Annotated in this window: 22 protein-coding genes and 1 riboswitch; of the genes, 13 read left to right on the forward strand and 9 right to left on the reverse strand. The window is 72.1% G+C overall.

Annotation, left to right across the window (positions count from 1 at the left end; genetic code table 11):
- Positions 1-111 precede the first annotated feature (111 nt).
- From J2S66_RS24130 to J2S66_RS24140, 3 genes are all read left to right on the forward strand, one after another.
- A complete protein-coding gene (locus tag J2S66_RS24130) occupies positions 112-687 on the forward strand; it encodes an SACE_7040 family transcriptional regulator (RefSeq protein ID WP_310309550.1) in 576 nt (191 codons plus the stop codon).
- Between the two features lie 95 nt (positions 688-782).
- Positions 783-2,927 (forward strand): phospholipase A2, encoded by a 2,145-nt coding sequence (locus tag J2S66_RS24135; RefSeq protein WP_310309551.1) that lies wholly within the window; start codon positions 783-785, stop codon positions 2,925-2,927.
- A gap of 296 nt (positions 2,928-3,223) precedes the next feature.
- Positions 3,224-3,724, forward strand: coding sequence for a hypothetical protein (locus J2S66_RS24140; protein ID WP_310309552.1), 501 nt, complete (start codon positions 3,224-3,226; stop codon positions 3,722-3,724).
- A 151-nt stretch (positions 3,725-3,875) separates the two neighbouring features.
- Here the strand turns inward: J2S66_RS24140 and metX are convergent, their stop codons facing one another.
- Both metX and J2S66_RS24150 read right to left on the reverse strand, forming a co-directional pair.
- Positions 3,876-4,967 carry a homoserine O-acetyltransferase MetX gene (metX, locus tag J2S66_RS24145; RefSeq protein ID WP_310309553.1) on the reverse strand — a complete coding sequence of 364 codons (1,092 nt, stop codon included), beginning with the start codon at positions 4,965-4,967 and terminating at the stop codon, positions 3,876-3,878.
- Complete coding sequence (locus J2S66_RS24150; RefSeq protein ID WP_310309555.1) at positions 4,964-6,253, reverse strand: bifunctional o-acetylhomoserine/o-acetylserine sulfhydrylase; 1,290 nt, start codon at positions 6,251-6,253, stop codon at positions 4,964-4,966. Before J2S66_RS24150 ends, metX begins: the two co-directional genes overlap by 4 nt.
- Before the next feature lie 150 nt (positions 6,254-6,403).
- On the opposite strand from J2S66_RS24150, the gene J2S66_RS24155 reads away from it, so the two are divergent.
- Positions 6,404-7,423 (forward strand): Gfo/Idh/MocA family protein, encoded by a 1,020-nt coding sequence (locus J2S66_RS24155; RefSeq protein WP_310309556.1) that lies wholly within the window; start codon positions 6,404-6,406, stop codon positions 7,421-7,423.
- Here the strand turns inward: J2S66_RS24155 and J2S66_RS24160 are convergent.
- A complete protein-coding gene (locus J2S66_RS24160) occupies positions 7,412-8,707 on the reverse strand; it encodes an MFS transporter (protein ID WP_310309558.1) in 1,296 nt (431 codons plus the stop codon). The two genes, J2S66_RS24155 and J2S66_RS24160, sit on opposite strands and share 12 nt — an antisense overlap.
- Before the next feature lie 217 nt (positions 8,708-8,924).
- Between J2S66_RS24160 and J2S66_RS24165 the strand changes: the two genes are divergently transcribed.
- Positions 8,925-9,281, forward strand: a complete 357-nt coding sequence (locus tag J2S66_RS24165; protein ID WP_310309560.1) for an SSI family serine proteinase inhibitor — start codon at positions 8,925-8,927, stop codon at positions 9,279-9,281.
- Between the two features lie 433 nt (positions 9,282-9,714).
- On the forward strand, positions 9,715-10,200 hold the full coding sequence (locus J2S66_RS24170) for a glutathione peroxidase (RefSeq protein ID WP_310309561.1): 486 nt from the start codon (positions 9,715-9,717) through the stop codon (positions 10,198-10,200).
- An 86-nt stretch (positions 10,201-10,286) separates the two neighbouring features.
- Here the strand turns inward: J2S66_RS24170 and J2S66_RS24175 are convergent, their stop codons facing one another.
- The 4 genes from J2S66_RS24175 to gcvH form a co-directional block, all read right to left on the reverse strand.
- Entirely contained in the window at positions 10,287-11,054 is a 768-nt protein-coding gene (locus J2S66_RS24175; RefSeq protein ID WP_310309562.1) for a DUF1828 domain-containing protein, read from the reverse strand.
- Complete coding sequence (locus tag J2S66_RS24180) at positions 11,051-11,359, reverse strand: DUF6978 family protein (protein WP_374726215.1); 309 nt, start codon at positions 11,357-11,359, stop codon at positions 11,051-11,053. The genes J2S66_RS24175 and J2S66_RS24180 overlap by 4 nt, the downstream gene beginning before the upstream one ends.
- 284 nt (positions 11,360-11,643) lie before the next feature.
- Positions 11,644-13,008 carry an L-serine ammonia-lyase gene (locus tag J2S66_RS24185; protein WP_310309564.1) on the reverse strand — a complete coding sequence of 455 codons (1,365 nt, stop codon included), beginning with the start codon at positions 13,006-13,008 and terminating at the stop codon, positions 11,644-11,646.
- A gap of 2 nt (positions 13,009-13,010) precedes the next feature.
- Positions 13,011-13,391: a glycine cleavage system protein GcvH gene (gcvH, locus tag J2S66_RS24190; protein WP_306748422.1), complete on the reverse strand. Its 381-nt coding sequence runs from the start codon at positions 13,389-13,391 to the stop codon at positions 13,011-13,013.
- Between the two features lie 124 nt (positions 13,392-13,515).
- Positions 13,516-13,606: riboswitch (glycine riboswitch) on the reverse strand.
- A 198-nt stretch (positions 13,607-13,804) separates the two neighbouring features.
- Between gcvH and ald the strand changes: the two genes are divergently transcribed.
- From ald to J2S66_RS24220, 6 genes are all read left to right on the forward strand, one after another.
- Entirely contained in the window at positions 13,805-14,911 is a 1,107-nt protein-coding gene (ald, locus tag J2S66_RS24195) for an alanine dehydrogenase (RefSeq protein WP_310309565.1), read from the forward strand.
- A gap of 343 nt (positions 14,912-15,254) precedes the next feature.
- Positions 15,255-15,437, forward strand: coding sequence for a hypothetical protein (locus J2S66_RS24200; protein WP_310309566.1), 183 nt, complete (start codon positions 15,255-15,257; stop codon positions 15,435-15,437).
- A 4-nt stretch (positions 15,438-15,441) separates the two neighbouring features.
- Positions 15,442-15,816: a hypothetical protein gene (locus J2S66_RS24205; protein WP_310309567.1), complete on the forward strand. Its 375-nt coding sequence runs from the start codon at positions 15,442-15,444 to the stop codon at positions 15,814-15,816.
- 49 nt (positions 15,817-15,865) lie between these two features.
- Entirely contained in the window at positions 15,866-17,170 is a 1,305-nt protein-coding gene (locus J2S66_RS24210; protein WP_310309568.1) for an ABC transporter ATP-binding protein, read from the forward strand.
- The gene (locus J2S66_RS24215) at positions 17,170-18,042 is read left to right on the forward strand and encodes an ABC-2 transporter permease (protein WP_310309570.1); all 873 of its coding nucleotides are present in this window, start codon (positions 17,170-17,172) and stop codon (positions 18,040-18,042) included. The genes J2S66_RS24210 and J2S66_RS24215 overlap by 1 nt, the downstream gene beginning before the upstream one ends.
- Before the next feature lie 77 nt (positions 18,043-18,119).
- On the forward strand, positions 18,120-21,884 hold the full coding sequence (locus J2S66_RS24220) for an ABC transporter ATP-binding protein (protein ID WP_374726124.1): 3,765 nt from the start codon (positions 18,120-18,122) through the stop codon (positions 21,882-21,884).
- A 40-nt stretch (positions 21,885-21,924) separates the two neighbouring features.
- Here J2S66_RS24220 and J2S66_RS24225 read toward each other — a convergent pair whose 3' ends face one another.
- Positions 21,925-22,422, reverse strand: a complete 498-nt coding sequence (locus J2S66_RS24225; protein ID WP_310309572.1) for an SRPBCC family protein — start codon at positions 22,420-22,422, stop codon at positions 21,925-21,927.
- A complete protein-coding gene (locus J2S66_RS24230; RefSeq protein WP_310309573.1) occupies positions 22,419-22,775 on the reverse strand; it encodes an ArsR/SmtB family transcription factor in 357 nt (118 codons plus the stop codon). Before J2S66_RS24230 ends, J2S66_RS24225 begins: the two co-directional genes overlap by 4 nt.
- Before the next feature lie 359 nt (positions 22,776-23,134).
- Between J2S66_RS24230 and J2S66_RS24235 the strand changes: the two genes are divergently transcribed.
- Complete coding sequence (locus tag J2S66_RS24235; protein ID WP_310309574.1) at positions 23,135-26,845, forward strand: multifunctional oxoglutarate decarboxylase/oxoglutarate dehydrogenase thiamine pyrophosphate-binding subunit/dihydrolipoyllysine-residue succinyltransferase subunit; 3,711 nt, start codon at positions 23,135-23,137, stop codon at positions 26,843-26,845.
- The last annotated feature ends 3 nt before the right edge of the window (positions 26,846-26,848 follow it).

Genomic DNA, 26,848 nt, shown 5'->3' on the forward strand with positions numbered 1-26,848 from the left:
GGGATAGTTAATAGTTAACAGCTTATAACCACGGTGAGTAAACAATGTCCTGCCGACAGCCCGGTTAACGAACGTTTACGCCCGCTGGGCGGGCCGCTTAAGATGGGCGGCGTGCCAGCCGAGCCCGTGAAGCAGTCCCGCCGCGACCAGATCCTGGCCGCCGCCGCCGAGCTGTTCGCCAGGCACGGCTTCCACGGCGTGGGCATCGACGACATCGGCGCGGCGGTCGGCATCTCCGGCCCCGCCCTCTACCGCCACTTCCGCAGCAAGGACGCGATGCTCGGCGAGATGCTGACGCAGATCAGCGAGCGGCTGCTGGAGGGCGGCGTGGCGCGCGTGGAGACGTCGTCCGGACCGGCGGACGCGCTGCGCGAGCTGATCGGGTGGCACGTGGACTTCGCCCTGGACGACCCGGCGCTGATCACCGTGCAGATCCGGAACCTGGCCAACCTGACCGACCCGGACCGCCGCCGGGTGCGCGCGTTGCAGCGGCGGTACGTCGAGGTGTGGGTCGAGACGATCCGCAAGACCTCGCCGGAGGTGGACGAGCCCACCGCCCGCGCCGCCGCGCACGCCGTGTTCGGCCTGATCAACTCGACCCCGCACAGCGCCCACCTCGACCGGGACCAGATGGCGGAGCTGCTGTCGCGGATGGCCCTGGCCTCGCTGTCGGGCGCGGTGGCCTGACCCGTCCCCCCGCCGGCGGTGGGGCCTGCCCCACCACGTGGCAGGGGGACAGGGGGTTGGCGGCCACCGATGCGCGTCCGTAACCTGGACCGCCGATGAACGACACGGCGGCGCGCAGCGACACCGGGGGGTGGCCGGGTCTCCGGTTGCTCGCCCGGTTACCGACCTGGTTCCGGTTCGTCCTGGTCGCGCTCGCCGTGTTCGCGTGCGGCGTGATCGCGTCCCGCCCCGTCGGGGCGACCGACCCCGGCCCGCTGACCGGCGACGTGGCGACCGCGGCGCGCGCCGTCGAGGCGATGGCCGACCCCGGCGACGCCAACCCGCTGCTGGCCTTCCCCGAGGACTTCGACCGCGTCGTCGGACGCGACCCGCGGGTGGTCACGGCACCCGACGGCACCACCCGCGCCATCGACCCGAACGGGGGCTGCTCCGGCCCCGCCGGCGACACCGAGTGGGACTTCGGCACGGGCTGCCGGGCCCACGACCTCGGCTACGACCTCCTCCGGTACGCCGAGCGGAAGGGCCGCCCCCTCGACCAGGACGCCCGCAAGTCGCTCGACGCACGGCTCGCCCGGGACATGCACGCCCAGTGCGACGCGAACCCGCGCGGCAACGGCGCGCGGTGCCACGCCACCGCGCGGCTGTACGCGGCGGGCCTGGAGTTCAACTCGTGGCGGCAGCGGTGGGGGCCGCCCGGTCACGAGCCGGTGCTCGCGTGGGGCTTCGGCAGCGCCGTCGTGGTGTTCCTGCTGGTGGCACGGCTGCCGCGCCGGCGCGAACCGGACCCGGAACCGCGGCCGCGGCCCGCCGCCGACCGGTACGCGACGTTCCTGCGGCTCGCCGCGCTCGGCATGGTGGTGCTCGGCCAGTCGGCGCTCACCGTGCTGCACTGGGCGGGCGTCAGCGCGAACTGGCTGTGGCTGCTGACCTGGCTCCTCCAGGCGATCCCGGTCTTCTACTTCGCGGGCGGCCAGGCGAACCTCCTCAGCTGGCGGGCCGTGCAGGCCGACCACGGCGGGTACGGGCGGTACCTGGCCGCGCGGATCTCGTGGCTGCTGCGGCCGGTGCTGGCGTTCGTGCTCGCCTGGCTGGTCCTGCCGCTGCCGCTGGAACTGCTCGACGTGGACAAGTCGCGGGTGGAGATGTTCGGGCGGCTGATCGCCCACCCGCTGTGGTTCCTCGGGCTCTACCTGGTGGCGGTCGCCGCGACCCCGGTCATGGCGTGGCTGCACCGCAACGCCCGGCTGCTCGCGCCGGTCGGGCTGGTCGCGCTGATGATCGCCGTCGACGCCTGCCGCATCGGGTTCGGCTGGCGCGCCGGCGGCCACCTCAACCTGGTGCTCGGCGCGCTGCTGCTCCAGCAGGTCGGCTTCCACTACGCGGACGGCGGCCTGCGACGCGTGCCGCGCCGGGTCCTCGCCACGCTCGCGACGGCCGCCGTGCCCGCCCTGCTGGCGCTGATCACGTTCGGCGGCTACCCGCGCACCATGATGGCGCTGCCCGGCGAGCGGGCGTCGAACCTCAGCCCGCCCACGGTGTGCCTGCTCGTGCTCGGCCTGGCGCAGATCTGCGTCGTCCTGCTGCTGCGGGACCGCGTCACCGCCTGGTTGGAGGGGCACCGGCTGTGGCGGGTCGTGGACTTCGCCCGCGCCGCCCCGATGACCGTCTACCTCGGCTACCTCACCGCCCTGGCCGCGCTGGTCGGCGGTCTCGGGCTGCTCGACGAGCGCGCGGCGTTCGACTGGGTCGTCACCCGGCCCCGCTGGCTGGCCGTGCTGGTGCTGCTGCTCCTGCCCGTGCTGCTGCTGTTCCACCGCTTCGAGCGGAACGGCCTGCCCGACCTCGGCCGCGGCCGGGAGACCCACCGCACCCGACTGGCCGCCACCCTCGGCGTCGGCTACGGCGTGCTGGGCGTCCTCGGGTTCGTGGTGACCGGGTTCGCCGGCGCGGCGGGCACGCTCGTCGTGATCGAGGTCGACCCGCTGCAGAACCTCATCCACCTGCTGCTCGGCTGGTACCTGCTGCACGCCGCGCACACCGGCGCCTGCCACGACCGCAGGCCCTGGCTGCTCACCGCGCTGGCCTGCGTCCCGCCGCTGCTCGTCCTGGAACCCACGGCGGCCGTGGTCGCGCTGCACGGCGCGACGATCGCGGCGGCGCTGCTGGCCGCCATACCGAAGCAGGACCAGCAGCACGCGGCCGAACACCGGCAGCCACGTCAGGCGCTCCAGCACCCGTAGCGCGTCCGACGGCGGCGTGTGCAGGCCGCGCAGCGGGCCGAACGCCGAGCCGGCGAGCGTGACCACGAGCAGCGCGCTCTGGTGCAGCAGGAAGACCGGCAGCGCAGCAGCACGACCTGGAGGAGGTGCGGATCACGGGGCCGATGCCAGGCGGGTGGGGCCCCGCGCACATGCGACCCGGGGGTGTCATACCGGAGTAGCACCCCGGTGGACAAGGCGTTGCCTAGAACTGACACCACCGGGTAGGCAGTACGGCAGAGCGCGAGAACCCCTACTCCGTGTTGAAAGATGGCTGAATGCACCCGCACCAGGACCCCGACCGCTGGTCACGGCTCCGCGCCGTGGCCGGTGAGGCCCTGACCGCCACCAAGGTCGGGGAGGACGCTGTCGCGGTCGACCTGGTGACCGGTTACCTCAGCGGCTCCCCCGAGGGGGACGAGGAGATCAGAGAGCTGGTGCTGCTGCTGTTCTCCGAGTGCAGCGACATGGTCGCCGCGCTCGGCTCGGGCGGTGCGACGCCGGTGAAGATGCAGGTCTTCGACGAGGACGGCCAGGAGGTGCCGATCGACGACGCGGACCCTCCGGTCCGCACCGCGATCCGCACGCTGCTCGCCGAGGTGCACGGCGACCAGGAGGCCGCCGCCGAGCAGATCGAGATCGCGCTGGCCAACGGGCGGCCGCAGGAGTTGGCGACGGTCGTGCTCCAGGCCCTGCGCTGGACGGTGAAGCTCGCCCTGGAGTGCGAGGTGCGCGACCTGCCGGTGGCGCCGTGGATCGCGACAGCGCTCGACGAGTAGCCCCCGCCGCGTCACCGAGCCCGCACCGGGCCACCTCGTCGCCCCTACGAGTGATCATCGCGGACAACCACCCGAGAGTCCAACGCCCAGGTCCCGGGTGTTGGACTCCCGGGACCTGGGCGTTGGACTCTCGGGTCAGGAGGTCAGGAGGTCAGGAGGTCAGGAGTTCGGTCAGGAGCTTGGCGATCTGGTCCACCTCGATCAGGAACGCGTCGTGCCCGTACGGCGAGGTCACCACGCGCACGCCGCCGGCGCCCGGGACGGCGTCGGCGATCTCGGCCTGGCGGGCCAGGGGGTAGAGGCGATCCGAGTCGATGCCCGCCACGATCGTGCGCGCGGTGACCCGCGACAGCGCCTCGCGCACGCCACCCCGGTCACGGCCCACGTCGTGGCCGTTCATCGCCTCCGTCAGCACGACGTAGCTCTCCGGGTCGAACCGGCGCACGAGCTTCGCCGCGTGGTGGTCCAGGTACGACTCCACCGCGTACCGGCCGTCCGCCTGCACCTCGCGGCCGAAGCGGGCGGACAGCTCCGCCTCGCTGCGGTAGCTGAGGTGCGCGATGCGGCGCGCCACGCCGAGACCGCCCACGGGGTCCAGCCGGAGGGCGTGCAGCTGGGCCGACGCCAGCGCGATGTTGTCCGCCGACGACGACGCGGGCGCGGCCAGCACAAGCAGGTTCCGCACCCGCTCGGGCGCGGTCACCGCCCACTCCAGCGCCCGCATCCCGCCCATCGACCCGCCGAGGACGGCGGCCCACGACGCCACGCCCAGGTGGTCGGCCAGCAGCACCTCGGCGGCGACCTGGTCGCGCACCGACACTCGCGGGAACCGCGGTCCCCACGGCCGGCCGTCCGGGGCGGTCGACCACGGCCCGGTGGTGCCCTGGCACCCGCCCAGCACGTTCGGCGCCACCACGAACCACTCGGCCGGGTCCAGCGCGCGGCCGGGGCCGATCAGGCCGTCCCACCAGCCCGGCGTCGGGTGGCCCGGCTCCACGCCGCCCGCCACGTGGCTGTCCCCGGTCAGGGCGTGCAGCACGAGCACGGCGTTCGACCGGTCGGCGTTCGGCTCGCCCCACGTCTCGTAGGCGATCGACAGCGGCAGCGCCGGCTCGCCCGACGCACCCGGCAGCTCGCCGCGGAACCACCGGCGTCGCCCGTTCGGGTCCCCCTCCCGCCACCCGCCGGCGGCGGGAGGGGTCTCCCCGACAGTGGACCCGGAACCCGTGGACCCGAAGCTCACAGCACCGACTTGGCGGCCCGGAAGCCCGTCTCCAGATCGGCCTTGAGGTCCTCCACGCCCTCGATGCCCACCGAGAGCCTGATGAGGCCGGCCGTGACGCCCGCGACGACCTGCTCCTCGGGTGTGAGCTGGCTGTGCGTGGTGCTGGCCGGGTGGATGACGAGGCTGCGCACGTCACCGATGTTCGCGAGCTGGCTGAACAGCTCCAGCGCGTCCACGAACGCCCGTCCCGCCTCGACGCCGCCGTGCAGCTCGAACGACACGATGCCGCCCGCGCCGTTCGGCAGGTACTTCCGCGCGAGGTGGTGCCACGGGCTGGACTCCAGGCCCGCGTAGTGCACCTTCTCCACCTCGTCGCGCGACTCCAGCCAGCGGGCCAGCTCCAGCGCGTTGGCCGAGTGCCGCTCCAGGCGCAGCGACAGCGTCTCGATGCCCTGGAGGATCAGGAAGCTGTTCAGCGGCGCGATGGCCGCACCCGTGTCGCGCAGCCCCTGCACGCGCAGCTTCGCGGCGAACGAGCCGTGCCCGAGCGCCGGCCAGTACCGGAGGCCGTGGTAGCTGGGGTCCGGCTCGTTGAAGTCGGGGAACCTCGCCGCGTCGGAGAACTCGAACTTCCCGCCGTCCACGACGACGCCCGCGACCGCGTTGCCGTGCCCGCCGAGGTACTTGGTGGCGGAGTGGATCACGATGTCCGCGCCGTGCTCCAGCGGTCGGAGCAGGTACGGCGTGGGCACGGTGTTGTCCACGACCAGCGGAACGCCGCTCTCGTGCGCGAGCGCGGCGACCGCCTCGACGTCCAGCACGTTGCTGCGCGGGTTGGCCAGCGACTCCGCGAAGAACAGCTTGGTGTTCGGCCGCACGGCCGCCCGCCACGCGTCGAGGTCGTCGGGGTCCTCCACGAAGGACACCTCGATGCCGAGCTTGGGCAGCGTGTAGTGGAACAGGTTGTACGTGCCGCCGTAGAGGGACGCGCTGGCCACGAAGTGGTCGCCCGCGCGGGCGAGGTTGAGGATCGTCGCGGTCTCCGCCGCCTGGCCGGACGCGAACGCGACCGCCGCCACGCCGCCCTCCAGCGCCGCGACCCGCTGCTCCAGCACGTCCTGCGTCGGGTTGTTGATGCGGGTGTAGATGTTGCCCGGCTCGGCGAGGCTGAACAGCGCGGCGCCGTGCGCCGTGTCGCGGAACACGAACGAGGTGGTCTGGTAGATCGGCGTGGCGCGCGCGCCCGTGGCGGGATCGGGTGCGGCGCCGGAGTGGACCTGCCGGGTGTCGAAGGACCAGGACATGCGTGAGCTCCCTGTCAGGCGGCCGTGCCGGCGACGCTCGCGGGGTTCGCGCGTCGAGGTGCAACCGGCAGACCCGTGCGGCTGAACGTAGCAACGGCCCACTGTCTGCGACAGGGCGTCCACGTCCTGGGACGCCTAGGGTTCGGGACCATGCGCACCGCACTGATCGGGTACGGGCTCGGCGGAGCCGCGTTCCACGCCCCCTTCCTGTCCTCCTCGCCGGACCTGGAGCTGACCGCCGTGGTCACCGGCAACGCCGACCGGGCGGCCGAGGTCGCGGCCCGCTACCCCGGCGCCGAGGTCGTCCCGTCGGTGGAGGAGGTGTGGGCGCGGGCGGGCGAGTTCGACCTCGTCGTGGTGACCACCCCGAACCGCTTCCACGCCGGGCACGCGCGCACCGCGCTGGAGCACGGGCTGAACGCGGTGGTGGACAAGCCGTTCGCCGGGTCGGCCGCGGAGGCGCGGGAGCTGGCCGGGCTGGCGGCGTCGCGCGGCCTGCTGCTGGCCCCGTTCCACAACCGGCGGTGGGACGGGGACTTCCGCACCGTCGCGCGGCTCGTCGGCGACGGCGCGCTCGGCGCGGTCCACCGGTTCGAGTCGCGGTTCGAGCGGTGGCGGCCCGAGCCGAAGGACGGCTGGAAGGAGTCCGGCGACCCGGCCGACCTCGGCAGCATCGTCTACGACCTGGGCACGCACCTGGTGGACCAGGCGGTGGCGCTGTTCGGCCGGCCGACCCGCGTGTACGCGGAGGTGCGGGCGCTGCGGCGGGGCGTCAGGGCGCACGACGACGCGTTCCTGGCGCTGACCCACCCGTCCGGCGCCGTGTCGCACCTGTGGGCGTCGGCGCTGGCGGCGGCGCCGGGCCCGCGGTTCCGGGTGCTGGGCGACCGGGCGGCGTACGTGAAGGACGGGATGGACCCGCAGGAGGAGGCGCTCAAGGCGGGCGCGGTGCCCGGCGGGCCGGGGTGGGGCGAGGAGCCCGCGGAGCGGTGGGGCCTGCTGGGCGACACCCGCGTGCCGACCGAGCCCGGCGCCTACCAGGAGTTCTACGCGGCCGTGGCCGCCGGGCGGGCGCCCGTCCCGGTGGCGGACGCGATCACCGGCCTGGAGGTCGTGGAGGCGGCGTTCGAGTCCGCCCGGACGGGTGACGCGATCCCGCTACCGGGCTGAACCGGCGCCGCGCCGCAGCGTCTCGCCGACGCCCAGCAGGCACAGGGCGCTGACCAGCGCCCCGGCGACCAGGTAGAGCGAGATCGGCCACGAGTCGTGCGTCGGCGTGGCGCCCAGCAGCCACGTCGCCACGATCGGGGACAGCCCGCCGCCCAGCACCGCGCCCAGCTGGTAGCTCAACGACACGCCGCTGTAGCGGACCCGCGTGCCGAACAGCTCCGCGTAGTAGGCGGGCATCGGCCCGAACAGCGCGGCCGACCCGGTGAACGCCAGCACCATCGCGAGCACCACCAACCCGGTCGACCGGGTCTCCAGCAGCCGGAAGAACGGGAACGCGTACAGGCCCAGGAACACCGCGCCGCCGAGCATCACCGGCAGCCGGCCGACCCGGTCGGACAGCCGCGCGAACACGAGGATGGCCACCGCCTGGGTGAACGCGCCGATCAGCCCGGCGTTGAGCAGCGTCGCGCGGGTCATCCCGAGCTGCCTGGTCCCGTACGACACGGCGAACGTGGCCACGACGAAGATGAACATGGTGAAGCCGAGGTTCACGCCCGCGCCCAGCAGCACCGTCCGCCACGACCGGCGCAGCACCTCGGCGACCGGCAGCCGGACCGTGCCGCGCGACTCGCGGGCCGCGCTGAACTCCGGGCTCTCCTCCACCGACAGCCGCACGTACAGGCCGACGCCGACCAGCGCGAGGCTGAGCAGGAACGGCACCCGCCAGCCCCAGTCGAGGAACGCGTCGCCGGACACCGCGGTGGACGCGGCCATCGCGCCGTTGGCCAGCAGCAGGCCCAGGGGCGACCCGAGGAACGTCCAGCTGCCGTACCACCCGGTGCGGCCGGGCGGCGCGTGCTCGACCGCCATCAGCGTGGCCCCGCCCTGCTCCCCGCCGAGGAAGAAGCCCTGCACCAGGCGCAGCAGCACGAGCAGCAGCGGCGCGGCGATCCCGATGGACGAGTAGGTCGGCAGCAGCCCGATCAGCGCGGTGCACACGCCGGTCGCGGTGAGCGTGAGCACGAGCATCGACCGCCGCCCGATCCGGTCGCCGAAGTGCCCGATCACGACGCCGCCGAGCGGCCGGGCGAGGAAGCCGGCGCCGAACGTGGCGAACGCGAGCAGCGTGCCGATCCGCGGGTCGAAGGACGGGAAGAACAGCTTGTCGAACACGAGCGCGGACGCCGTCCCGTAGAGCAGGAAGTCGTACAGCTCCACCGCGTTGCCGGCCGAACTCGCCAGCGCCACCCTGCGCACCTTCGACGTCGCCATCCCGGTAGCCATCCCCCCACCCTGGCCCGGCACCCCGACGAGTGAGAGTGACCGTGAGCGACGTCACAATCACAGCCCGCACACCCGTCCACGCACGCGACGAGGTCGTGGAGTCGACCGCGTCGACGCCCCGACCGCGGGGGGACTCGATCACGGAAATCGTTGAATACACCACACGATCCGGTGAGATCGCTGGAGGGACCGGTGCCACGCCCAGCATCGTGGTGGCATGGCACCACTCCCCTTCCTCGCGGCGATGGCCGCGCTGGCTCCACTCGTCTCCTCACCGGAGTCGAGCTTCGTGCTGAACGTGCAGCGGGGTGAATCGCTCCAGATCGTCAACCTGACGTGCGAACCCTCCGGCGGCCTGCACCCCCGGGCGGACCTGGCGTGCGACGCGCTGTCCCTCGTGGACGGGGACGTCGGCCGGCTCTCCACCGGGGGCGACGTGATCTGCACCCTGGAGTACGACCCCGTCCGGGTGAGGGCGACCGGGAAGTGGCGGGGTGAGGACCGCTGGTTCGAGGCGGAGTTCCCGAACCCGTGCGTCCTGCGCGCCGAGACCGGCCCCGTGTTCGACTTCTGATCCCCGCCTCCGCGAGGACACCGTGGAGGGGCTCACGACACCGCCGCCGAAGTCGTGGGCCCCTCCACGGGTTCCGGAGGTCCGCGGACCTCCGGCGCTGACGGTAGGGAGTCCGCGGGCGAACCGTCAACAAAGTTCACAGTGGTGAAACAGCGCCGCGAACACCCCGCTCCCGACCGGTTCCCGGGGTCCACCGCACCGGTGAGCGGGCGCCCCCGTCGCCCTTGACCGCCTGGGACACCCGGGACATGGCAGACCTGTCGGCGGCGGGGCACCGCAGCCCGACCCTCCTGTGCTTCGCTCGCCTCGGCGGCGACGGCCCACGCGGTGACCGCGTGCGCGTCCGCGGCCCTGCTCCTGCCCGCAGCGGTCCCCGCAGCCGCGGCGTTCCTCGGTGCGGCGGGCGCGGCGTGGCGGCACGTAGCCTCTCGACATGAGCATCCACGACATCCCGGTGCGCACCCTCGCGGGTGAGGAGTCCAGCCTGGGCGAGCACGCGGGCAAGGCGCTGCTGGTGGTCAACGTGGCGTCGAAGTGCGGGCTGACGCCGCAGTACAAGGGCCTGGAGCGGCTCCAGGAGCGCTACGCGGAGCGCGGCTTCTCGGTGGTCGGCTTCCCGTGCAACCAGTTCATGGGCCAGGAGCCGGGCACGGCGGAGGAGATCGCGACCTTCTGCTCCACCACGTACGGCGTCACGTTCCCGCTGTACGAGAAGATCGACGTCAACGGCCCGTCCCGCCACCCGGTGTACGCGGAGCTGACCGGGGCCCCGGACCCCGACGGCGCGACCGGTGACGTCCAGTGGAACTTCGAGAAGTTCCTGCTGTCCCCGACCGGCGAAGTCCTCGCCCGCTTCCGCCCGGCCACCGACCCCGAGGCGGACGAGGTCGTGGAGGCGATCGAAGCCGCGCTGCCGTAGGCGGGCGGACCCGCGCCGGCCGTTCCGCCGGCGCGGGCTTCCCGTGGAGCGCCTGCCGTCCGGACCACCGGGCGGAGCCCTTGTCGCTACGCCGCCAGGGCTTGTACGAGCTGTTCGCGCTGCGACCAGGGCTGCGCTCGAACGGAGTACTGCGAGAACGCGTTCACGACCTCGGGCGGGACGTTCTTCAGGTCGTTCACTATGGCGTAGTACTCGGTTTCGGAACCGCGTGCGGCACGCGTGTCGTTCACCGCGAAGAGCATGCTCTCGACACGGTCACGACGAGGGGTGTCCAGTATCTGGACAATTCTTTCGGGCGCGTTGCGGGACTTGGGGATGACAAAGTCGACCAGATGGTCGAGCCCGCTCTTGCCGGAGAACTTGGCGCGAGGCGTGTAGCGCACATCGCTGTCGTCCAGGAACTTCGCCACATCATCGAAGAAGATCCCGTGCACGCTCGGCTGGGACAACATGAACATGTCGTCGACACTGAGCATCGCCTGCACGAGGCTGTGCATCCGCTGCCCCAGGCCCTGGCCCGTCGACTTGGTCTGCAACTCGCCGTCGACGATGTCGACCCCGTAGCCGGCGAGCAGTCGGTTCAGCAGCTCTTCACGCCGCCTCCCCCTGCTCTCCACGCCACTCGACTTCAGCTCACCGACGATGTAGCCGTCATCGGTGAGCAGGTAGAGATCCGAGGCCTGCTTCTCGACATAGATCTGAAGGTGGTCGTTGTGCCTGTCGAGGAAGGGAGTAGTAAGCTCCACGACCTCTTCGTCGACCACTTCGGCCGAAATCGCAGCCGTTATCCAGTCGACGTAGGAGTCGACCAGGAGGTTCGTGTCCACGGTCACGCGAGCCCTCCCTGGATCACCGGCTCGGGAAGATTTATCTTCTTGCAGAAGAATTGCAGGGCGGACGCCAGGTCGCCCTTGATCTCGACTTCAACGGCCCACTTGTCGTCGAAGCTCTCCCGATAGGTGTGGAAGTGGGGGAACCTGAGACTCGCGCCGTCGGGGTTGGCGTGGGGGACAGACGTGCAGAGGCGGGCTAGCACGATTTCCCTCCGGTAACGGAGTTGAAACGCGCTTTGCGCGGGTTCCTGCGGGACCTTCGCACATCGAGGACGAAGTACCGGGTCCCGTCGTCGCTCTCCAATTGGTAGTCATCGTCCGCCCCCTGCTCGAGATCAACCGTGAGCGAGCCGCTGTAGGTCTTGGGCATGCGGAGCAGGTGGTCTGCCTCCCACTGCTCCAACATATCGCCTCCTGCGACGATCTGGGGTTGATCAAGAGTACTCGTCCCCGTCGCAGGTCGAATCACAACACCTGTTCGTCGTGCCGCGGCGATGTCGGGTGGTTGCGATGCCGCAACACCAGGACGCCCCCGCGCAACCGGGCGGACCCGCGCCGGCCGTTCCGCCGGCGCGGGTCCCACCGGTCGTCAGCACTCGATGACGTTCACCGCCAGGCCGCCGCGCGCCGTCTCCTTGTACTTGTGGTGCATGTCCTTGCCCGTCTCCCGCATGGTCTTGATGACCTTGTCCAGGGACACGAAGTGCGACCCGTCGCCCCGCAGCGCCATGCGCGCCGCCGTGATGGCCTTGATCGAGGCCAGCGCGTTGCGCTCGATGCACGGGATCTGCACGAGCCCGCCGATCGGGTCGCAGGTCAGCCCGAGGTTGTGCTCCATCGCGATCTCGGCCGCGTTCTCGACCTGCTCCGGCGTCCCCCCGAGCACCTCGGCGAGACCGCCGGCGGCCATCGAGCAGGCCGAGCCGACCTCGCCCTGGCAGCCGACCTCGGCGCCGGAGATCGACGCGTTCTCCTTGAACAGCACGCCGATCGCGCCCGCCGTGAGCAGGAACCGCACCACGCCCTCGTCGGACGCGCCCGGCACGAACCTCGTGTAGTAGTGCAGCACCGCGGGCACGATGCCGGCCGCGCCGTTGGTGGGGGCGGTGACGACGCGACCGCCGGCGGCGTTCTCCTCGTTGACCGCCAGCGCGAACAGGGTCACCCAGTCCATCACCCGCAGCGGGTCCGTGGCGTAGTGCTCGGCGGTCAGCCCGGCCCTCATCTCGGCCGCCCGCCGCCGCACCTTGAGCCCGCCGGGCAGTTCGCCGGTCTCGGTGCAGCCCCGCTCCACGCACTCCTGCATGACCTGCCAGATGTGCAGCAGGCCCGACCGGACCTCGGCCTCGCCGCGCCACGACCGCTCGTTGGCCAGCATCAGCCCGCTGATCGGCAGCCCGGTCTCCCGGGTCCGCGCGAGCAGTTCGTCCCCGGTGCGGAACGGGTGCGCGAGCGGCGTGCTGTCCGGCTTGATCCGGTCGCTGCCGGACGCGGTCTCGTCGACCACGAAGCCGCCGCCCACCGAGTAGTAGACGGCCGAGTCCACCGGCGTGGAACCGGCGAACGCCTCGAAGCGCATCCCGTTGGGGTGCAGCGGCAACGACTTGCGCCGGTGCATCACCAGGTCGGTGTCCTCGGTGAAGCGGATCTCGTGCGCGCCGCCGAGCCGCAGCCGCCCGGTCGCCCGGACCTCCTCGACCCGCGCGGAGGCGGCCACCGGGTCCACGTCCTCGGGCCGGTGGCCCTCCAGGCCGAGCAGCACGGCCTTGGGGCTGCCGTGTCCGTGGCCGGTCGCGCCGAGTGACCCGAACAGCTCCACGTGCACCCGGTCGACTGAACTCGTTCGTGCGCCCAGGCGGTCCACGAACATCGTCGCCGCGCGCATCGGCCCGACCGTGTGCGAGCTCGACGGACCGATGCCCACGGAGAACAGGTCGAACACGCTGATCGCCACGATCAGGCCTCGGTCAGTTCCGCGTACTTCGCGGCGGTCAGCAGGCCGGTGGCGTCCTCGACGGCCACCTTGAACAGCCACCCGGCGCCGTACGGGTCGTTGTTGATCAACGACGGGTCGTCGACCGCCGCCGCGTTGACCTCCACGACCTCACCGCCGACCGGCGCGTACAGGTCGCTCACCGACTTGGTCGACTCCAGCTCGCCGCACACCTCGCCGGACGCGACGCGCGTGCCCACGGCGGGCAGCTCGACGAACACGATGTCGCCCAGCGAGCCGGCCGCGTACGAGGTGATGCCGACCGACACGGGCTCCCGGGTGCCGGGCGCCCAGTCGACCCACTCGTGCTCGGGCGTGTACAGCAGGTTCTCCGGAAAGGTCACGTCAGCGCTCCCTGTGGTGAAGGTCCGGTCCCCACTCTGTCCTGGGACCTGAGAGCTTCGCCGCGGGCGCGGCTTGCACCGTGGGTGCGCGCCCCGGACGCGGGGTGCGCTTTCCAGAGTCGCCTCACCGCGCGCGGTTCTCGCTGCCTGAGAGTGTGCGGGGTGCTTGCTCCTTCGGCGCCTCGAACGAACGAGGTCTCTCCCGCGCGGGTTCCGGCGCCGTCGTGGGGCGCCGCGGCCGATGTTCAGTTGGGTGCCCCGCACGCTAGGTGCCGGCCCGGACGGGTGTCAACGCGCCCCCCGACTTGTCCCGCCGGCACAACCGGGCCGGTCCGCGTTGGTGCGGTGCGCACGATGACACCGCGCCCCGGGTACCCGACCTTTGGCAACAACACCGGCCGAAGGAGTCCACCGTGCGGATCGCAGTCCCCCGGGAGATCAAGAACCACGAGTACCGCGTCGCGCTGACCCCGGCCGGCGCGCACGAGCTGGCGTCGCGCGGTCACGACGTGTTCGTCGAGGCGGGCGCGGGTCTCGGCTCGGCCATCGCGGACGACGAGTACGTCGCCGCGGGTGCCAAGGTGCTCGCGGCGGCCGAGGACGTCTGGGCCGAGGGCGACCTGGTGCTCAAGGTCAAGGAGCCGATCGCCGAGGAGTACCCGCTGCTGCGCGAGGGGCAGGTGCTGTTCACCTACCTGCACCTGGCCGCCGACCGGCCGCTGACGCGGGCGCTGCTGGACTCCCGCACCACCGCCATCGCCTACGAGACCGTGCAGACGCCGAACGGCGCCCTGCCGCTGCTCGCCCCGATGTCCGAGGTCGCGGGCCGCCTCGCGCCCCAGGTGGGCGCGTTCTCGCTGATGAAGCCGTCCGGCGGCCGGGGCGTGCTGCCCGGCGGCGTGCCCGGCGTGCACCCGGCGCGGGTGGTGGTCATCGGCGGCGGCGTGGCCGGCCTGAACGCGGCCGGCATCGCCGCGGGCATGGGCGCCGACGTGGAGATCCTGGACACCAACGTCGACCGGCTGCGGCACATCGACGCGCTGTACCAGGGCCGCCTGCGCACCGTCACGTCGAACCGGTACGCGGTCGAGCAGGCCGTGCGCGAGGCCGACCTGGTCGTCGGCGCGGTCCTGGTGCCCGGCGCGAAGGCCCCCAAGCTGGTGTCCAACGAGCTGGTGGCCGGGATGAAGCCCGGTTCGGTGCTGGTGGACATCGCGATCGACCAGGGCGGCTGCTTCGCCGACTCCCGGCCGACCACGCACGCCGATCCGACCTACCAGGTGCACGACTCGGTGTTCTACTGCGTCGCCAACATGCCCGGCGCGGTCCCGCGCACCTCGACCTACGCGCTGACCAACGTGACGCTGCCGCACGCTGTCGCGCTGGCGGAGCACGGCTGGCGGGCGGCGCTGCGCGCGGACGCGTCGCTGGCGCTCGGCCTGAACACCCACGAGGGCCTGCTGACCAACGCGCCGGTCGCCGAGGCGCACGACCTGGAGTTCACCGCTCCCGAGATCTGATCCGGATGAGGAGAGGGCCCCGCTCACGTGCTGTGAGCGGGGCCCTCGTCGTACGAGGCGGCCCGCTCAACCAGCCTGGGGGTCACTGGGAGCGGGCCGCGTCTCCAATGTTAGCGGGAAACCGGGGGTCCTGCCCAGCGGGCCCACCGATCCGGCCCACATCACTCGCCCCCGTGGCCACGCACAGTGGCCATTGTTCAAGCGAATGAGTGAATTACCTGGGTAACGGGTAAGTCACGGCGGCGCGCCGACCGATGCACAGGACGGGACACCCGCCGCTACGCAACGGGGTCGTCCGCTCGCGCGGCGCCCCCGCCGCGCCCCCCTCGCGATCGGAGTGCCGATGGCCGAACCACAGGGCTGGGTCGACTGCCACGACCCCTTCGGGCGAGACCGGTCGATGACCGTGCTCGTCGAGGACGACCGCGTCCTGCTGGTCGCCCCACCCGGCGAGTCGGCGGTGATGTCGGTCACGCAGACCCGCAGGTTGCACCGCCTGCTCGACCAAGCCGCCGACAGGATGTGACCAGGTGGACGAGACGCTCCGGGCGGCCGTGCTCCGCCGGCTGGCCCTGCTGGACGAGGTCGTCGAGCGCGGCGAGGCCGACGCGCTCGTGCCGCTGGCGCGGTCCGAGATCCACCGCCTGGCCGACGGCTGGCGGCTGCTGTTGACCGTGCACCAACCCGATCCGGACGGCCGCTGCGGCGCGTGCCCCGGCGTCCTGCGGCACAAGAAGTGGCCGTGCCAGGTGTGGACGATGGCCCACCAGCACCTCATCGGCGACGGCCTGCCGCACCGCGAACGCCGCCGACCGCTGCGCCCGCTGCTCCGCCCGAACGACGCGGAGACCACCACCGAGATACCGGCGGTGGTCTCGAAACCGCGACACGCCCTCCCCGACTGACCCTCCTAGGGCAGGATGACGCCCGGTAGGAGCAATCCGGGAGGGACGCGTGCACGACGGCAGTGGCCGCATCGTGGTGCAGAACTTGACCAAGCAGTTCGGTCCGGTCGCAGCGGTGCAGAACTTGAGCTTCACGGTGGAACCCGGTTCGGTTACCGGGTTCCTCGGTCCCAACGGCGCGGGCAAGACGACGACGCTGCGCATGCTCCTCGGGTTGGTGACCCCGACCTCGGGCATCGGCCTGATCAACGGCAGGCCGTTCCACCAGCTCGGCAACCCGGGGCGGGTCGTGGGCGCGGTGCTGGAGGCCCAGGGCTTCCACCCGAAGCGCTCGGCGCGCAACCACCTGCGCGTGTACGCGGCGGCGATCGGCGTGCCCGACTCGCGCGCCGACCAGGTCCTCCAGCTGGTGGGCCTGGGCGCGGCGGGCGAGCGCCGGGCGGGCGGGTTCTCGCTGGGCATGAAGCAGCGGTTGGCGCTGGCCACCGCGCTGCTCGGCGACCCGCAGGTCCTCGTGCTCGACGAGCCGGCCAACGGCCTCGACCCGGAGGGCATCGCCTGGCTGCGGACGTTCCTCCAGTCGTTCGCCCGCAGCGGTCGCACCGTGCTGATCTCCAGCCACCTGCTGGCGGAGGTCGAGCAGACGGTGGACCAGGTGGTCATCGTCAGCCGGGGGCAGACCATGTACTACGGGGCGCTGGACAACCTGCGCGACCAGCAGCAGGCACGCGTGCTCGTGCAGCCGTCGGACGCCGGGGCGCTGGTCGCGGCGCTCCGCGAGGACGGCGTGGCGGGCATCGAGCAGCTGCCGGACGGCCGGATCGCGGTCGCCGGCGTGGAGGCGAAGCAGGTCGCCGACACGGCCCTGAGGGCCGGTGTGTCGATCTACGGCATCCAGGAGGAGAAGGCCGACCTGGAGCGCCTGTTCTTCCAGCTCACCAACGGTCAGTACGCGGCGCCGGCCCAGGCCCAGTACGGAGCCCAGGCCCAGTACGGAGCCCAGGCCCAGTACGGGGCACCGGCCCAGTACGGACAGCAGCAGCCGCCGGTCCCGCCCGCGGGCAGCGGCTACTACGCGCCGCCGGCCGGGTACCAGCAGCAGCCGGGCTACCAGCAGCCGGGCTACCAACCGCAGGGGTACCAGCAGCAGGGGTACCAGCAGCCGCCGTCGGGCTACCACCAGCCGGTGGCCGGCTACCCGCAGCAGGAGACGCCCCCGCAGGGGATGCCTCCCCAGGGGACACCCCCGCAGGGCTATCCGCAGCAACCGCCACAGGCACCCGGGTACCAGCAGCCGCCGCAGGACAACCCGTACGGACAGCAGCAGGGTGGCGGCCTCGGGGGCGGTGCGTGATGGGCAACCTGATCAAGGCGGAGTTCCGCAAGACGACCACCACGGGTCTGTGGTGGGGCCTGCTGATCCCGACCGTGCTGCTGGCGCTGGGCTGGGCGCTCGGCACCGGCGCCATCGGCAAGGGCATCATGGACGTCGTCAGCAGCGAGGAGGCCGAGGAGCTGACCAGGCTGCTCGGGGTGGACCCGGCGCAGTGGCAGGTCTCGCTGTTCGGCATGGCCCGCAGCATCAACGTGGCCACCATCTTCCCGATGATCTTCGGCGGGCTCGCGATCTCGAACGAGATCAACCGCAGGACGATCACCACGACGTTCCTCACCGCGCCCACGCGCGTCGCCGCGCTGACCGCGAAGCTCGTCGTCTACGTGGCGTGGGGCGCGATCTACGGCATCGCGATCGTGGCCGCGGTGAGCATCGGCATCGTGATCACCTCGGACTCCGGCGCGCTGCCGGACCCGGCCGGCTGGTTGGCGCTGGCCGCGGTCGGCGTCCTGTCGTCGATCCTGATGACGATGTTCGGCGTGGGCGTCGGCGCGCTGATGACGAGCGTGGTGGGCACCACCGTGGTGCTGATCCTCTACATGCTGATCATCGAGAACGGCATCCAGCTCGTGCTGGCCTCGCAGAACCTGCCGGAGATCATCGGCTTCCTGCCCAACGGCGCGGTGAACGGCATGACCGGGTCGGTCGCGTCGTCGCTGTTCCTGGCCAACGCGGGCGTGGTGCCGGACGAGCTGGTCGAGGTGATGCGGGCGATCGCGGGGGCGTTGGGGGCGTTCGACTGGTGGCTGAGCGGGTTGATCTTCCTGGTGTGGACCGGGTTGTTCTTCCTGGGCGGGTGGGCCGCCACCCAGCGCAAGGACATCACGTGACGGTGTGACCCCGTTCTCGGAGGCCGTCCCGGTGTTCGTCGTCGGGGCGGCCTCCTCTTTCCGGTCGACCTACTGTGGTGGGCGTGACCGACACCGACGGCTGGATCAGGCGACTCGCGCGCGCGTGCTGGCAGCACCGCTCCCTCGTGGTGTGGTCGGTGCTCGCGGCGGTCGTGGGGGTGGGGCTCCAGGCCGCCGGGCCGCTGCTGATCAAGGCCGCCGTGGACGACGCGGTGGCCGGGCGCACCGACCGCCTCACCTGGCTCGCCGCGGTGCTGGTCGGGCTGGAGCTGCTCACCTTCGGCACCGCGTTCGTGCGCCGCTACCTGGGCGGCCGGCTGGCCGTGGACGTGCAGCACGACCTGCGGCAGGCCGTGTTCGGCGCGGTGCAGCGGCTGGACGGGCACAAGCAGGACGCGCTGCGCACCGGGCAGGTGGTGTCGCGCTCGATCACCGACCTCCAGCTGGTCAACAGCCTGCTCTCGATGACGCCGCTGGCGTTCGGCACGGTCGTCTTCGCGGTGGCCGCGCTGGTGGCCATGTTCTGGCTGTCGCCGTTGCTCACGGTGATCGCCCTGGTCGTCGTGCCCGCTGTGGGGGTGGTCGCGGCGCGCAGCAGGCTGACGCTCTTCCCGGCCACCTGGTCGGCGCAGCAGCGGGCGGCGGACGTGGCGCAGCACGTCGAGGAGACCGTCACCGGCGTGCGCGTGGTGAAGGGGTTCGGGCAGGAGGCGCGGGAGGTCGCCCGGCTGGAGTCGCGGGCGAAGGCGCTGTTCGCGGAGCGGATGCGGGCGGCCCGGCTGACCTCGAAGCCGGCGGCGACGCTGACCGCGTTCCCCTACCTGGGCCAGGTCGCGGTGCTCGCGCTGGGCGGGTGGCTGGCGCTGCGCGGCGAGGTGTCCCTCGGCACGTTCCTGGCCTTCGCGACGTACGTGGCGAACCTGGTCGGCCCGACCCGGCTGATCTCCAGCCTGATGGTGACGGCGCAGCTGGCGCGCGCGGGCGTGGAGCGGGTGTACGAGCTGGTCGACTCGCAGCCGGACGTGGTGGACGGCGAGCGCGACGTGCCGGCGGGGCCGGTGGGGGTGGAGCTGCGGGACGTGTCGTTCGGCTACACGCGCAGCGAGCCGGTGCTGTCCGGGGTGTCGCTGCGGGTCGAGCCGGGCGAGACGCTGGCCGTGGTCGGCACGGCGGGTTCGGGCAAGTCGACGATCTCGCTGCTGCTCCCCCGGTTCTACGACGTGCACGGGGGCTCGGTGCTGGTGGGCGGCGTGGACGTGCGGGAGCTGCGGCTGGAGTCGCTGCGGCGGACCGTGGGCACGGTGTTCGAGGAGGCGTTCCTGTTCTCCGACACGGTGCGCGCGAACATCGCCTACGGCGTGCCGGACGCGTCCGACGAGCAGGTCCGCGCGGCCGCGCGGGCGGCCGAGGCGCACGGGTTCGTCGAGGCCCTGCCGAACGGCTACGACACCGTGGTCGGCGAGCGCGGCCTGACCCTGTCGGGCGGCCAGCGGCAGCGGGTGGCGCTGGCCAGGGCGCTGCTGTCGGACCCGAGGGTGCTGGTGATGGACGACGCGACGTCGGCCGTGGACAACGCCACCGAGGCCGCGATCCACCGCACGCTGGCCGCCGTGACCGCCGGCCGCACCACGGTGCTGGTCGCGCACCGCCGGTCGTCGCTGGCGCTGGCGGACCGGATCGCGGTGCTCGACGCGGGCCGCCTGGTCGACGTCGGCACGCACGAGGAGCTGACCGCGCGCTGCCGGCTGTACCGCGACCTGCTGGCGGGACCCGGTGAGGCGATCGAGCAGGTGGACCCGCGGGCGGACGCGCGCCTGGAACCCGGCCCGGACGGGGTGACGCCCGAGCTGTGGCCGGACTCGGACGAGGACGAGCTGACCGTGCGGGCGGCGAACCGGGCGGTGAGCGCCGCGCCGAAGGTGGCGCGCGGCGGGGGCGGCACGTCGGCGCTGCTGGGCGGCACCCCGCCCACGCCGGAGCTGGTCGAGCGGGTCCGGGCCCTGCCGCCGGCGCGGGACGAGCCGGACCTGCGCGGCGAGGACCCGACGGCGCCCGACCCCGGCTTCCGGCTGCGCTCGCTGCTGCGGCCGGTGCGGTGGACGATGGTGGGCGTCGGCGGGCTGCTGCTGGTCGACACGGCGCTGGCCGTGGCGCTGCCCGGCCTGGTGCGGCTGGGCGTCGACCGGGGCGTGGTGGGCGGCGCGGTCGGCTGGCTGTGGGTGGCGGCGGCGATCGGGTTCGCCCTGGTCGCCCTGGGCTGGCTGTCGTCGGCGGTCGGCACCGTCGTCACGTCCCGGGTCGGCGAGCGGCTGCTCTACCTGTTGCGCGTGCGCAGCTACGCCCACCTGCAACGACTCGGTCTGGACTACTACGAGCGCGAGATGGCCGGGCGCATCATGACCCGGATGACGACGGACGTGGACGCCCTGTCGAGCTTCCTCCAGACGGGCCTGACCACGTTCGCGATCAGCGTGCTGACGGTGGTGGGCATCGCGGTGGCGCTGGTGGTGACCGACCCCGGGCTGGCCCTGGTGGCGCTGAGCGTGCTGCCGGTGCTGCTGGTCGCGACGGTGATCTTCCAGCGGGTGTCGTCGCGGGCCTACGCGGAGGCGCGGGAACGCGTGAGCGCGGTCAACGCCGACCTCCAGGAGAACGTGTCCGGACTGCGCGTCTCCCAGGCCTACACGCGCGAGTCGCGTTCGGCGGAGGCGTTCGCCGAACGCAGCGACGCCTACCGCCGCTCCCGCATCCGGGCGCAGCGCTACATCGCCACCTACTTCCCGTTCCTGGCGCTGCTGTCGGGGGTCGCGCAGGCCGCGGTCCTGGTGGTCGGGGCGTACCGGGTGGCCGAGGGCTCGCTGTCGACGGGTGTGCTGCTGGCGTTCGTGCTGTACCTGGGGCTGTTCTTCGCGCCGCTGTACCAGCTGTCCGGCGTGTTCGACGGCTACCAGCAGGCGCGGGTCGGCCTGAGCCGCATCGGCGACCTGCTGCGCACGCCCACCTCCGTGCCGCCCGCCGAGCACCCGGTGGGCGTGTCGGAGCTGCGGGGCGAGGTGGAGCTGCGCGACGTCACGTTCGCCTACCGGGGCACCGCCGCGCCGGCGCTGGCGGACGTGTCGCTGCACGTCCGGCCCGGCGAGACGGTGGCGCTGGTGGGCGCGACCGGCGCGGGCAAGTCGACGCTGGTCAAGCTGGTGGCCAGGTTCTACGACGTCACGTCCGGGCAGGTGCTGATCGACGGCGTCGACGTCCGCGACTACGACCTGTCGGCGCTGCGGCAGCGGCTGGGCGTCGTGCCGCAGGAGGCGCACCTGTTCGGCGGCGACGTGGCCGAGAACGTGGCGTACGGGAACCCGGACGCCACGCGGGCGCAGGTCGAGGCGGCGGTCCGCGCGGTGGGCGCCCTGCCGACCGTGGCGTCGCTGCCCAACGCCTTCCGCCAGCAGGTCGGCGAACGCGGCCAGGGCCTGTCCGCGGGTCAGCGCCAGCTGGTCGCCCTGGCCCGCGCCGAGCTGGTGCGGCCGGCGCTGCTGCTGCTCGACGAGGCCACCGCCGCGCTGGACCCGGCGACGGAGTCGGCGGTGCTGGCGGCGGGCGACCACCTGGCGGGCGCGCGCACGACGTTCGTGGTGGCCCACCGCCTGGCGACCGCCGCCCGCGCCGACCGGATCGTGGTGCTGGCCGACGGCCGGATCGCCGAGGTGGGCACGCACGCCGAGCTGCTGGCGGCGGGCGGGCACTACGCGCGGCTGTGGGCGCACGGCGTGGGCGGGGCCGCCCCGGACGACGCGGACGACGCGGTGGGCGCGCAGGTGGGCTGACCCCTCGGCCCCGCCGTCGGCGGGGCCGAGGGGTCCCGGGTCAGGAGGCCAGGACCTCGTCCAGCTGCTCGTAGCCCTCGGCCACGCCGGTCTGCATGCCGGAGGACAGGGCCATGTCGCGCACCTCGATCGAGTCGTACACGCTGACCGCGTCGAGCCGCGTGCGGCCGTCGCCCAGGTCGGTCAGGGTCAGCGTCTCCAGGCACACGCCGTCGGGGAAGCCCTCGAAGGTGAACGTCTGCACGATCCGCGACGGCTCGCGCACCTCGTGGAACGAGCCGTAGAACCCGTACTCCTCGTCACCGCGGGTGTGCTTGTACCGGTACGCGCCGCCGGTGGTGGCGTCCCAGCGCTCCATGACCATGGTCACCGAGCGCGGTCCGAGCCACCGGGCGACGAGGTCGGGGTCGGTGTGGGCGCGGAACACGGCCGCGGGAGGGGCGGCGAACTCGCGGCTGATGCGGATGGTCGGGACCGCCGGGTCGGCGGCGATGGTGGTCTCGGGGTGGGTGGTCCCGGAATGGGTGGTCGTGGTCATGACGCTTCTCCTTCACGCACGTCGGGGGTGGCCTCGTCGGCCAGGTCTGCGAGCACGGCGTCGAGCCGCCGGTAGCGCTGTTCGGCCTCGTGCCGGTAGCGCTCGATCCACTTCGTCATCAGGTCGAAGACCTCCGCCTCCAGGTGGACGGGTCGCCGTTGCGCCTGCTTGCCGCGGCTGACCAGCCCGGCGTCCTCCAGCACCTTCAGGTGCTTCGACACGGCCTGCACGGTCACGGGGTACGGCTCGGCCAACTCGTTGACCGTCGCGTCGGCCACCGCGAGCCGCGCCACCATGTCGCGCCGGATCGGGTCGGCCAGGGCCGAGAAGACCCGCGACAACCGGTCGTCCACCGCCACCTCCTTGTTCAACCGCTTGGTTGAACACAACCTAAGGCGTGCCACCAGTGAAGTCAACCGACAAGTTGAACAAGCAGGTCACACGATCGGGTTCAGGATGGTGAACACCTCACCGCCCGGCGGGACCGGCGGTGCGCACGAGGCCGACGGGCCGACACCCCCGCGGGACGCGTGACGGGCCTAACCTCAAGAGGTGCTCAAGCACCCATAACGGGACCGATGACGTGATCGATCCTGTGACTGAGACCCCTGCGCCGGGCACCTCCTGTGTGTGAACTGCACCAGACGGGGGACTAGCCTGGACAGGAGTGAGCCATTGCCAAGAGCGAGATGGATAGAGGCGAGCACCAGCCGTGTCCAGCAGCAGTCCTGCTTCTCAGTTCGGTCCCAATGAGTGGCTGGTCGAGGAGATGTACGAGCAGTTCCTCACCGACCCGTCGTCGGTAGACCCTGCCTGGCACGACTTCTTCGCCGACTACAAGTCGACGCAGCGGTCGGGCAACGGGGCGGCGGCGGCCGCGGAGAACGGCACGACCACCACGACCGCGACCACCACCGCGACCGCGACGAAGCCGGCCGCCAAGGCCGCCGAGCCCGCGCCCAAGCCGGCCGCGACCAAGCCCGCGCCCGCCCCGGCCGCCAAGGCCGCGCCCGCCGCGCAGGCGAAGCCCGCCGGCAAGCCCGCCCCCGCGCAGGCCGCCAAGGCCGCGCCGGTGAAGCCCCCCCAGGGCGAGGAGCAGAAGCAGCTCCGGGGCGCCGCCGCCGCCATCGCGAAGAACATGGAGCTGTCGCTCACCGTTCCGACCGCGACGAGCGTGCGCGCCGTGCCGGCCAAGCTGCTCGCCGACAACCGCATCGTCATCAACAACCACCTCAAGCGCACCCGCGGTGGGAAGGTCTCCTTCACCCACCTCATCGGGTACGCGGTGGTCCGGGCGCTCCACGCGTTCCCGAACATGAACCGGCACTTCGCCGAGGTCGACGGCAAGCCGTTCGTCGTCACGCCGGAGCACGTGAACTTCGGCCTGGCGATCGACCTGCCCGGCAAGGACGGCTCCCGCTCGCTGGTCGTGGCCTCCATCAAGGGCTGCGAGAACATGACGTTCACGCAGTTCTGGCAGGCGTACGAGGACCTGATCCGCAAGGCGCGGTCGGGCTCGCTGACCGCCGAGGACTTCGCCGGCACCACCATCTCGCTGACCAACCCCGGCACCATCGGCACCAACCACTCGGTGCCGCGCCTCCAGGCGGGCCAGGGCACGATCGTCGGCGTCGGCGCCATGGAGTACCCCGCGCACTTCCAAGGCACCAGCGAGCAGGCCCTGACCGACATGGGCGTCAGCAAGATCATCACGCTGACCTCGACGTACGACCACCGCGTGATCCAGGGCGCCGAGTCGGGCGAGTTCCTCAAGCGCATCCACCACCTGCTGCTGGGCGAGGACGGCTTCTACGACGACGTGTTCACGTCGCTGCGGCTGCCGTACGAGCCGATCCGCTGGGTCGCCGACATCCCCGAGGGCGCGGTCGACAAGACCGCCCGCGTCATCGAGCTGATCGACGCGTTCCGCACCCGCGGCCACCTGATGGCCGACACGGACCCGCTGAACTACCGCCAGCGCAGCCACCGCGACCTGGACGTCCTGTCGCACGGCCTGACCCTGTGGGACCTCGACCGGGAGTTCCCGGTCGGCGGGTTCGCGGGCCAGGAGCGGATGAAGCTGCGCGACATCCTCGGCGTGCTGCGCAACTCGTACTGCCGCACGGTCGGCGTCGAGTACATGCACATCCTCGACCCGGAGGAGCGCCTCTGGATCCAGGAGCGCGTCGAGGTCCCGCACGAGAAGCCGCCGGCCTCCGTGCAGAAGTACATCCTGTCGAAGCTCAACGCCGCCGAGGCGTTCGAGACCTTCCTCCAGACCAAGTACGTCGGCCAGAAGCGGTTCTCGCTCGAAGGCGGCGAGACGGTCATCCCGCTGCTCGACGCGGTGCTGGACAAGGCCGCCGAGCACGAGCTGGACGAGGTCGTCATCGGCATGCCGCACCGCGGCCGGCTGAACGTGCTGGCGAACATCGTCGGCAAGCCGATCTCGCAGATCTTCCGCGAGTTCGAGGGCAACCTCGACCCGGGTCAGGCGCACGGCTCCGGTGACGTGAAGTACCACCTGGGCGCCGAGGGCAAGTACTTCCGCATGTTCGGCGACGGCGAGACCAAGGTGTCGCTGACCGCGAACCCGTCGCACCTGGAGGCCGTGGACCCGGTGCTGGAGGGCATCGTCCGCGCCAAGCAGGACATCCTCGACAAGGGCGGCGAGGGCTTCTCCGTGCTGCCCGTCGCGATGCACGGCGACGCCGCGTTCGCCGGTCAGGGCGTGGTCGCCGAGACGCTGAACCTGGCGCTCGTGCGCGGCTACCGCACCGGCGGCACCGTGCACGTCGTGGTGAACAACCAGGTCGGCTTCACCACCGCGCCGGAGAACTCGCGCTCCTCGAAGTACTCGACCGACGTCGCGAAGATGATCGGCGCGCCGGTGTTCCACGTGAACGGCGACGACCCCGAGGCGTGCTACTGGGTCGCGAAGCTGGCCGTGGACTACCGGCAGGCGTTCAACAAGGACGTCGTGATCGACATGGTCTGCTACCGGCGCCGCGGCCACAACGAGGGCGACGACCCCTCGATGACGCAGCCCGCCATGTACGACGTGATCGACACGAAGCGCTCGGTGCGCAAGACCTACACCGAGTCCCTGATCGGCCGCGGCGACATCTCCGTCGAGGAGGCCGAGAAGGCGCTCCAGGACTTCTCCTCGCAGCTGGAGCACGTGTTCAACGAGGTCAGGGAGCTGGAGAAGCACCCGATCAAGACCTCGCCGTCGATCGAGGAGGAGCAGCAGGTCCCGGCCAAGCTGCCCACCGGCGTCGACCGGTCGGTCATCGAGCGGATCGCCGACGCGCACGTCAACCTGCCCGAGGGCTTCACCCCGCACCCGCGCGTGAAGCCGGTGCTGGAGCGGCGCGCCAAGATGGCCCGCGAGGGCGGCATCGACTGGGCGTTCGCCGAGCTGCTGGCGTTCGGTTCGCTGGTGCTGGAGGGTCGCACGGTCCGCCTGGCGGGCCAGGACTCGCGGCGCGGCACGTTCGTGCAGCGGCACGCCACGCTGGTGGACCGCAAGAAGGGCGCGGAGCACACCCCGCTCCAGCACCTCGCCGAGGACCAGGGCAAGTTCATGGTCTACGACTCGGTGCTGTCCGAGTTCGCGGCGCTGGGCTTCGAGTACGGCTACTCCGTGGCCAACCCCGACGCCCTGGTGCTGTGGGAGGCGCAGTTCGGCGACTTCGTCAACGGCGCGCAGCCGATCATCGACGAGTTCATCTCGTCCGGTGAGGCCAAGTGGGGCCAGGTGTCCGACGTCGTGCTGCTACTGCCGCACGGCCACGAGGGCCAGGGGCCGGACCACACGTCCGGCCGCATCGAGCGCTTCCTCCAGCTGTGCGCGGAGGGCTCGATGACCATCGCGGTGCCGTCGACCCCGGCGAACTACTTCCACCTGCTGCGGCGGCACGCCCTGGACGGCGTCAACCGGCCGCTGGTGGTGTTCACCCCCAAGTCGATGCTGCGCCTGAAGGCCGCGACCAGCCCGGTCGAGGACTTCGTCGAGGAGCGCTTCCAGTCGGTCATCGACGACCGGAACGTGGTGAAGGACGAGGTCAAGCGCGTCCTGCTGTGCAGCGGCAAGATCTACTACGAGCTGCTGGCCGAGCAGGAGAAGCGCGGCACGAAGGACGTGGCGGTCGTCCGCGTCGAGCAGCTCTACCCGGTGCCGGCGCGCAAGCTGACCGAGGCCCTGAAGAGCTACCCGAACGCCACCGAGGTGCGCTGGGTCCAGGAGGAGCCGGCGAACCAGGGCGCGTGGCCGTTCTTCGGCCTGGCGCTGCCGGAGCTGCTGCCCACGCGGTTCACGGTGAAGCGCGTCTCGCGCCGCCCGATGGCCGCCCCCTCGGCGGGGTCGTCCAAGGTGCACGAGGTCGAGCAGCGCGAGCTGATCGCCAAGGCGTTCGAGTAGGCC

Source organism: Saccharothrix longispora, from assembly GCF_031455225.1.
Classification (GTDB): Bacteria; Actinomycetota; Actinomycetes; order Mycobacteriales; family Pseudonocardiaceae; genus Actinosynnema; species Actinosynnema longispora.

Bases quoted from the DNA above. Each gene is read 5' to 3' on its own strand.
- J2S66_RS24165 (WP_310309560.1), top strand. From the start codon at position 8,925: ATGGCACCACTCCCCTTCCTCGCGGCGATGGCCGCGCTGGCTCCACTC.
- J2S66_RS24225 (WP_310309572.1), bottom strand. From the start codon at position 22,422: ATGACCACGACCACCCATTCCGGGACCACCCACCCCGAGACCACCATC.
- J2S66_RS24160 (WP_310309558.1), bottom strand. From the start codon at position 8,707: ATGGCTACCGGGATGGCGACGTCGAAGGTGCGCAGGGTGGCGCTGGCG.
- J2S66_RS24150 (WP_310309555.1), bottom strand. From the start codon at position 6,253: ATGTCCTGGTCCTTCGACACCCGGCAGGTCCACTCCGGCGCCGCACCC.
- J2S66_RS24215 (WP_310309570.1), top strand. From the start codon at position 17,170: ATGGGCAACCTGATCAAGGCGGAGTTCCGCAAGACGACCACCACGGGT.
- J2S66_RS24200 (WP_310309566.1), top strand. From the start codon at position 15,255: ATGGCCGAACCACAGGGCTGGGTCGACTGCCACGACCCCTTCGGGCGA.
- J2S66_RS24170 (WP_310309561.1), top strand. From the start codon at position 9,715: ATGAGCATCCACGACATCCCGGTGCGCACCCTCGCGGGTGAGGAGTCC.
- J2S66_RS24140 (WP_310309552.1), top strand. From the start codon at position 3,224: ATGCACCCGCACCAGGACCCCGACCGCTGGTCACGGCTCCGCGCCGTG.
- J2S66_RS24135 (WP_310309551.1), top strand. From the start codon at position 783: ATGAACGACACGGCGGCGCGCAGCGACACCGGGGGGTGGCCGGGTCTC.
- J2S66_RS24155 (WP_310309556.1), top strand. From the start codon at position 6,404: ATGCGCACCGCACTGATCGGGTACGGGCTCGGCGGAGCCGCGTTCCAC.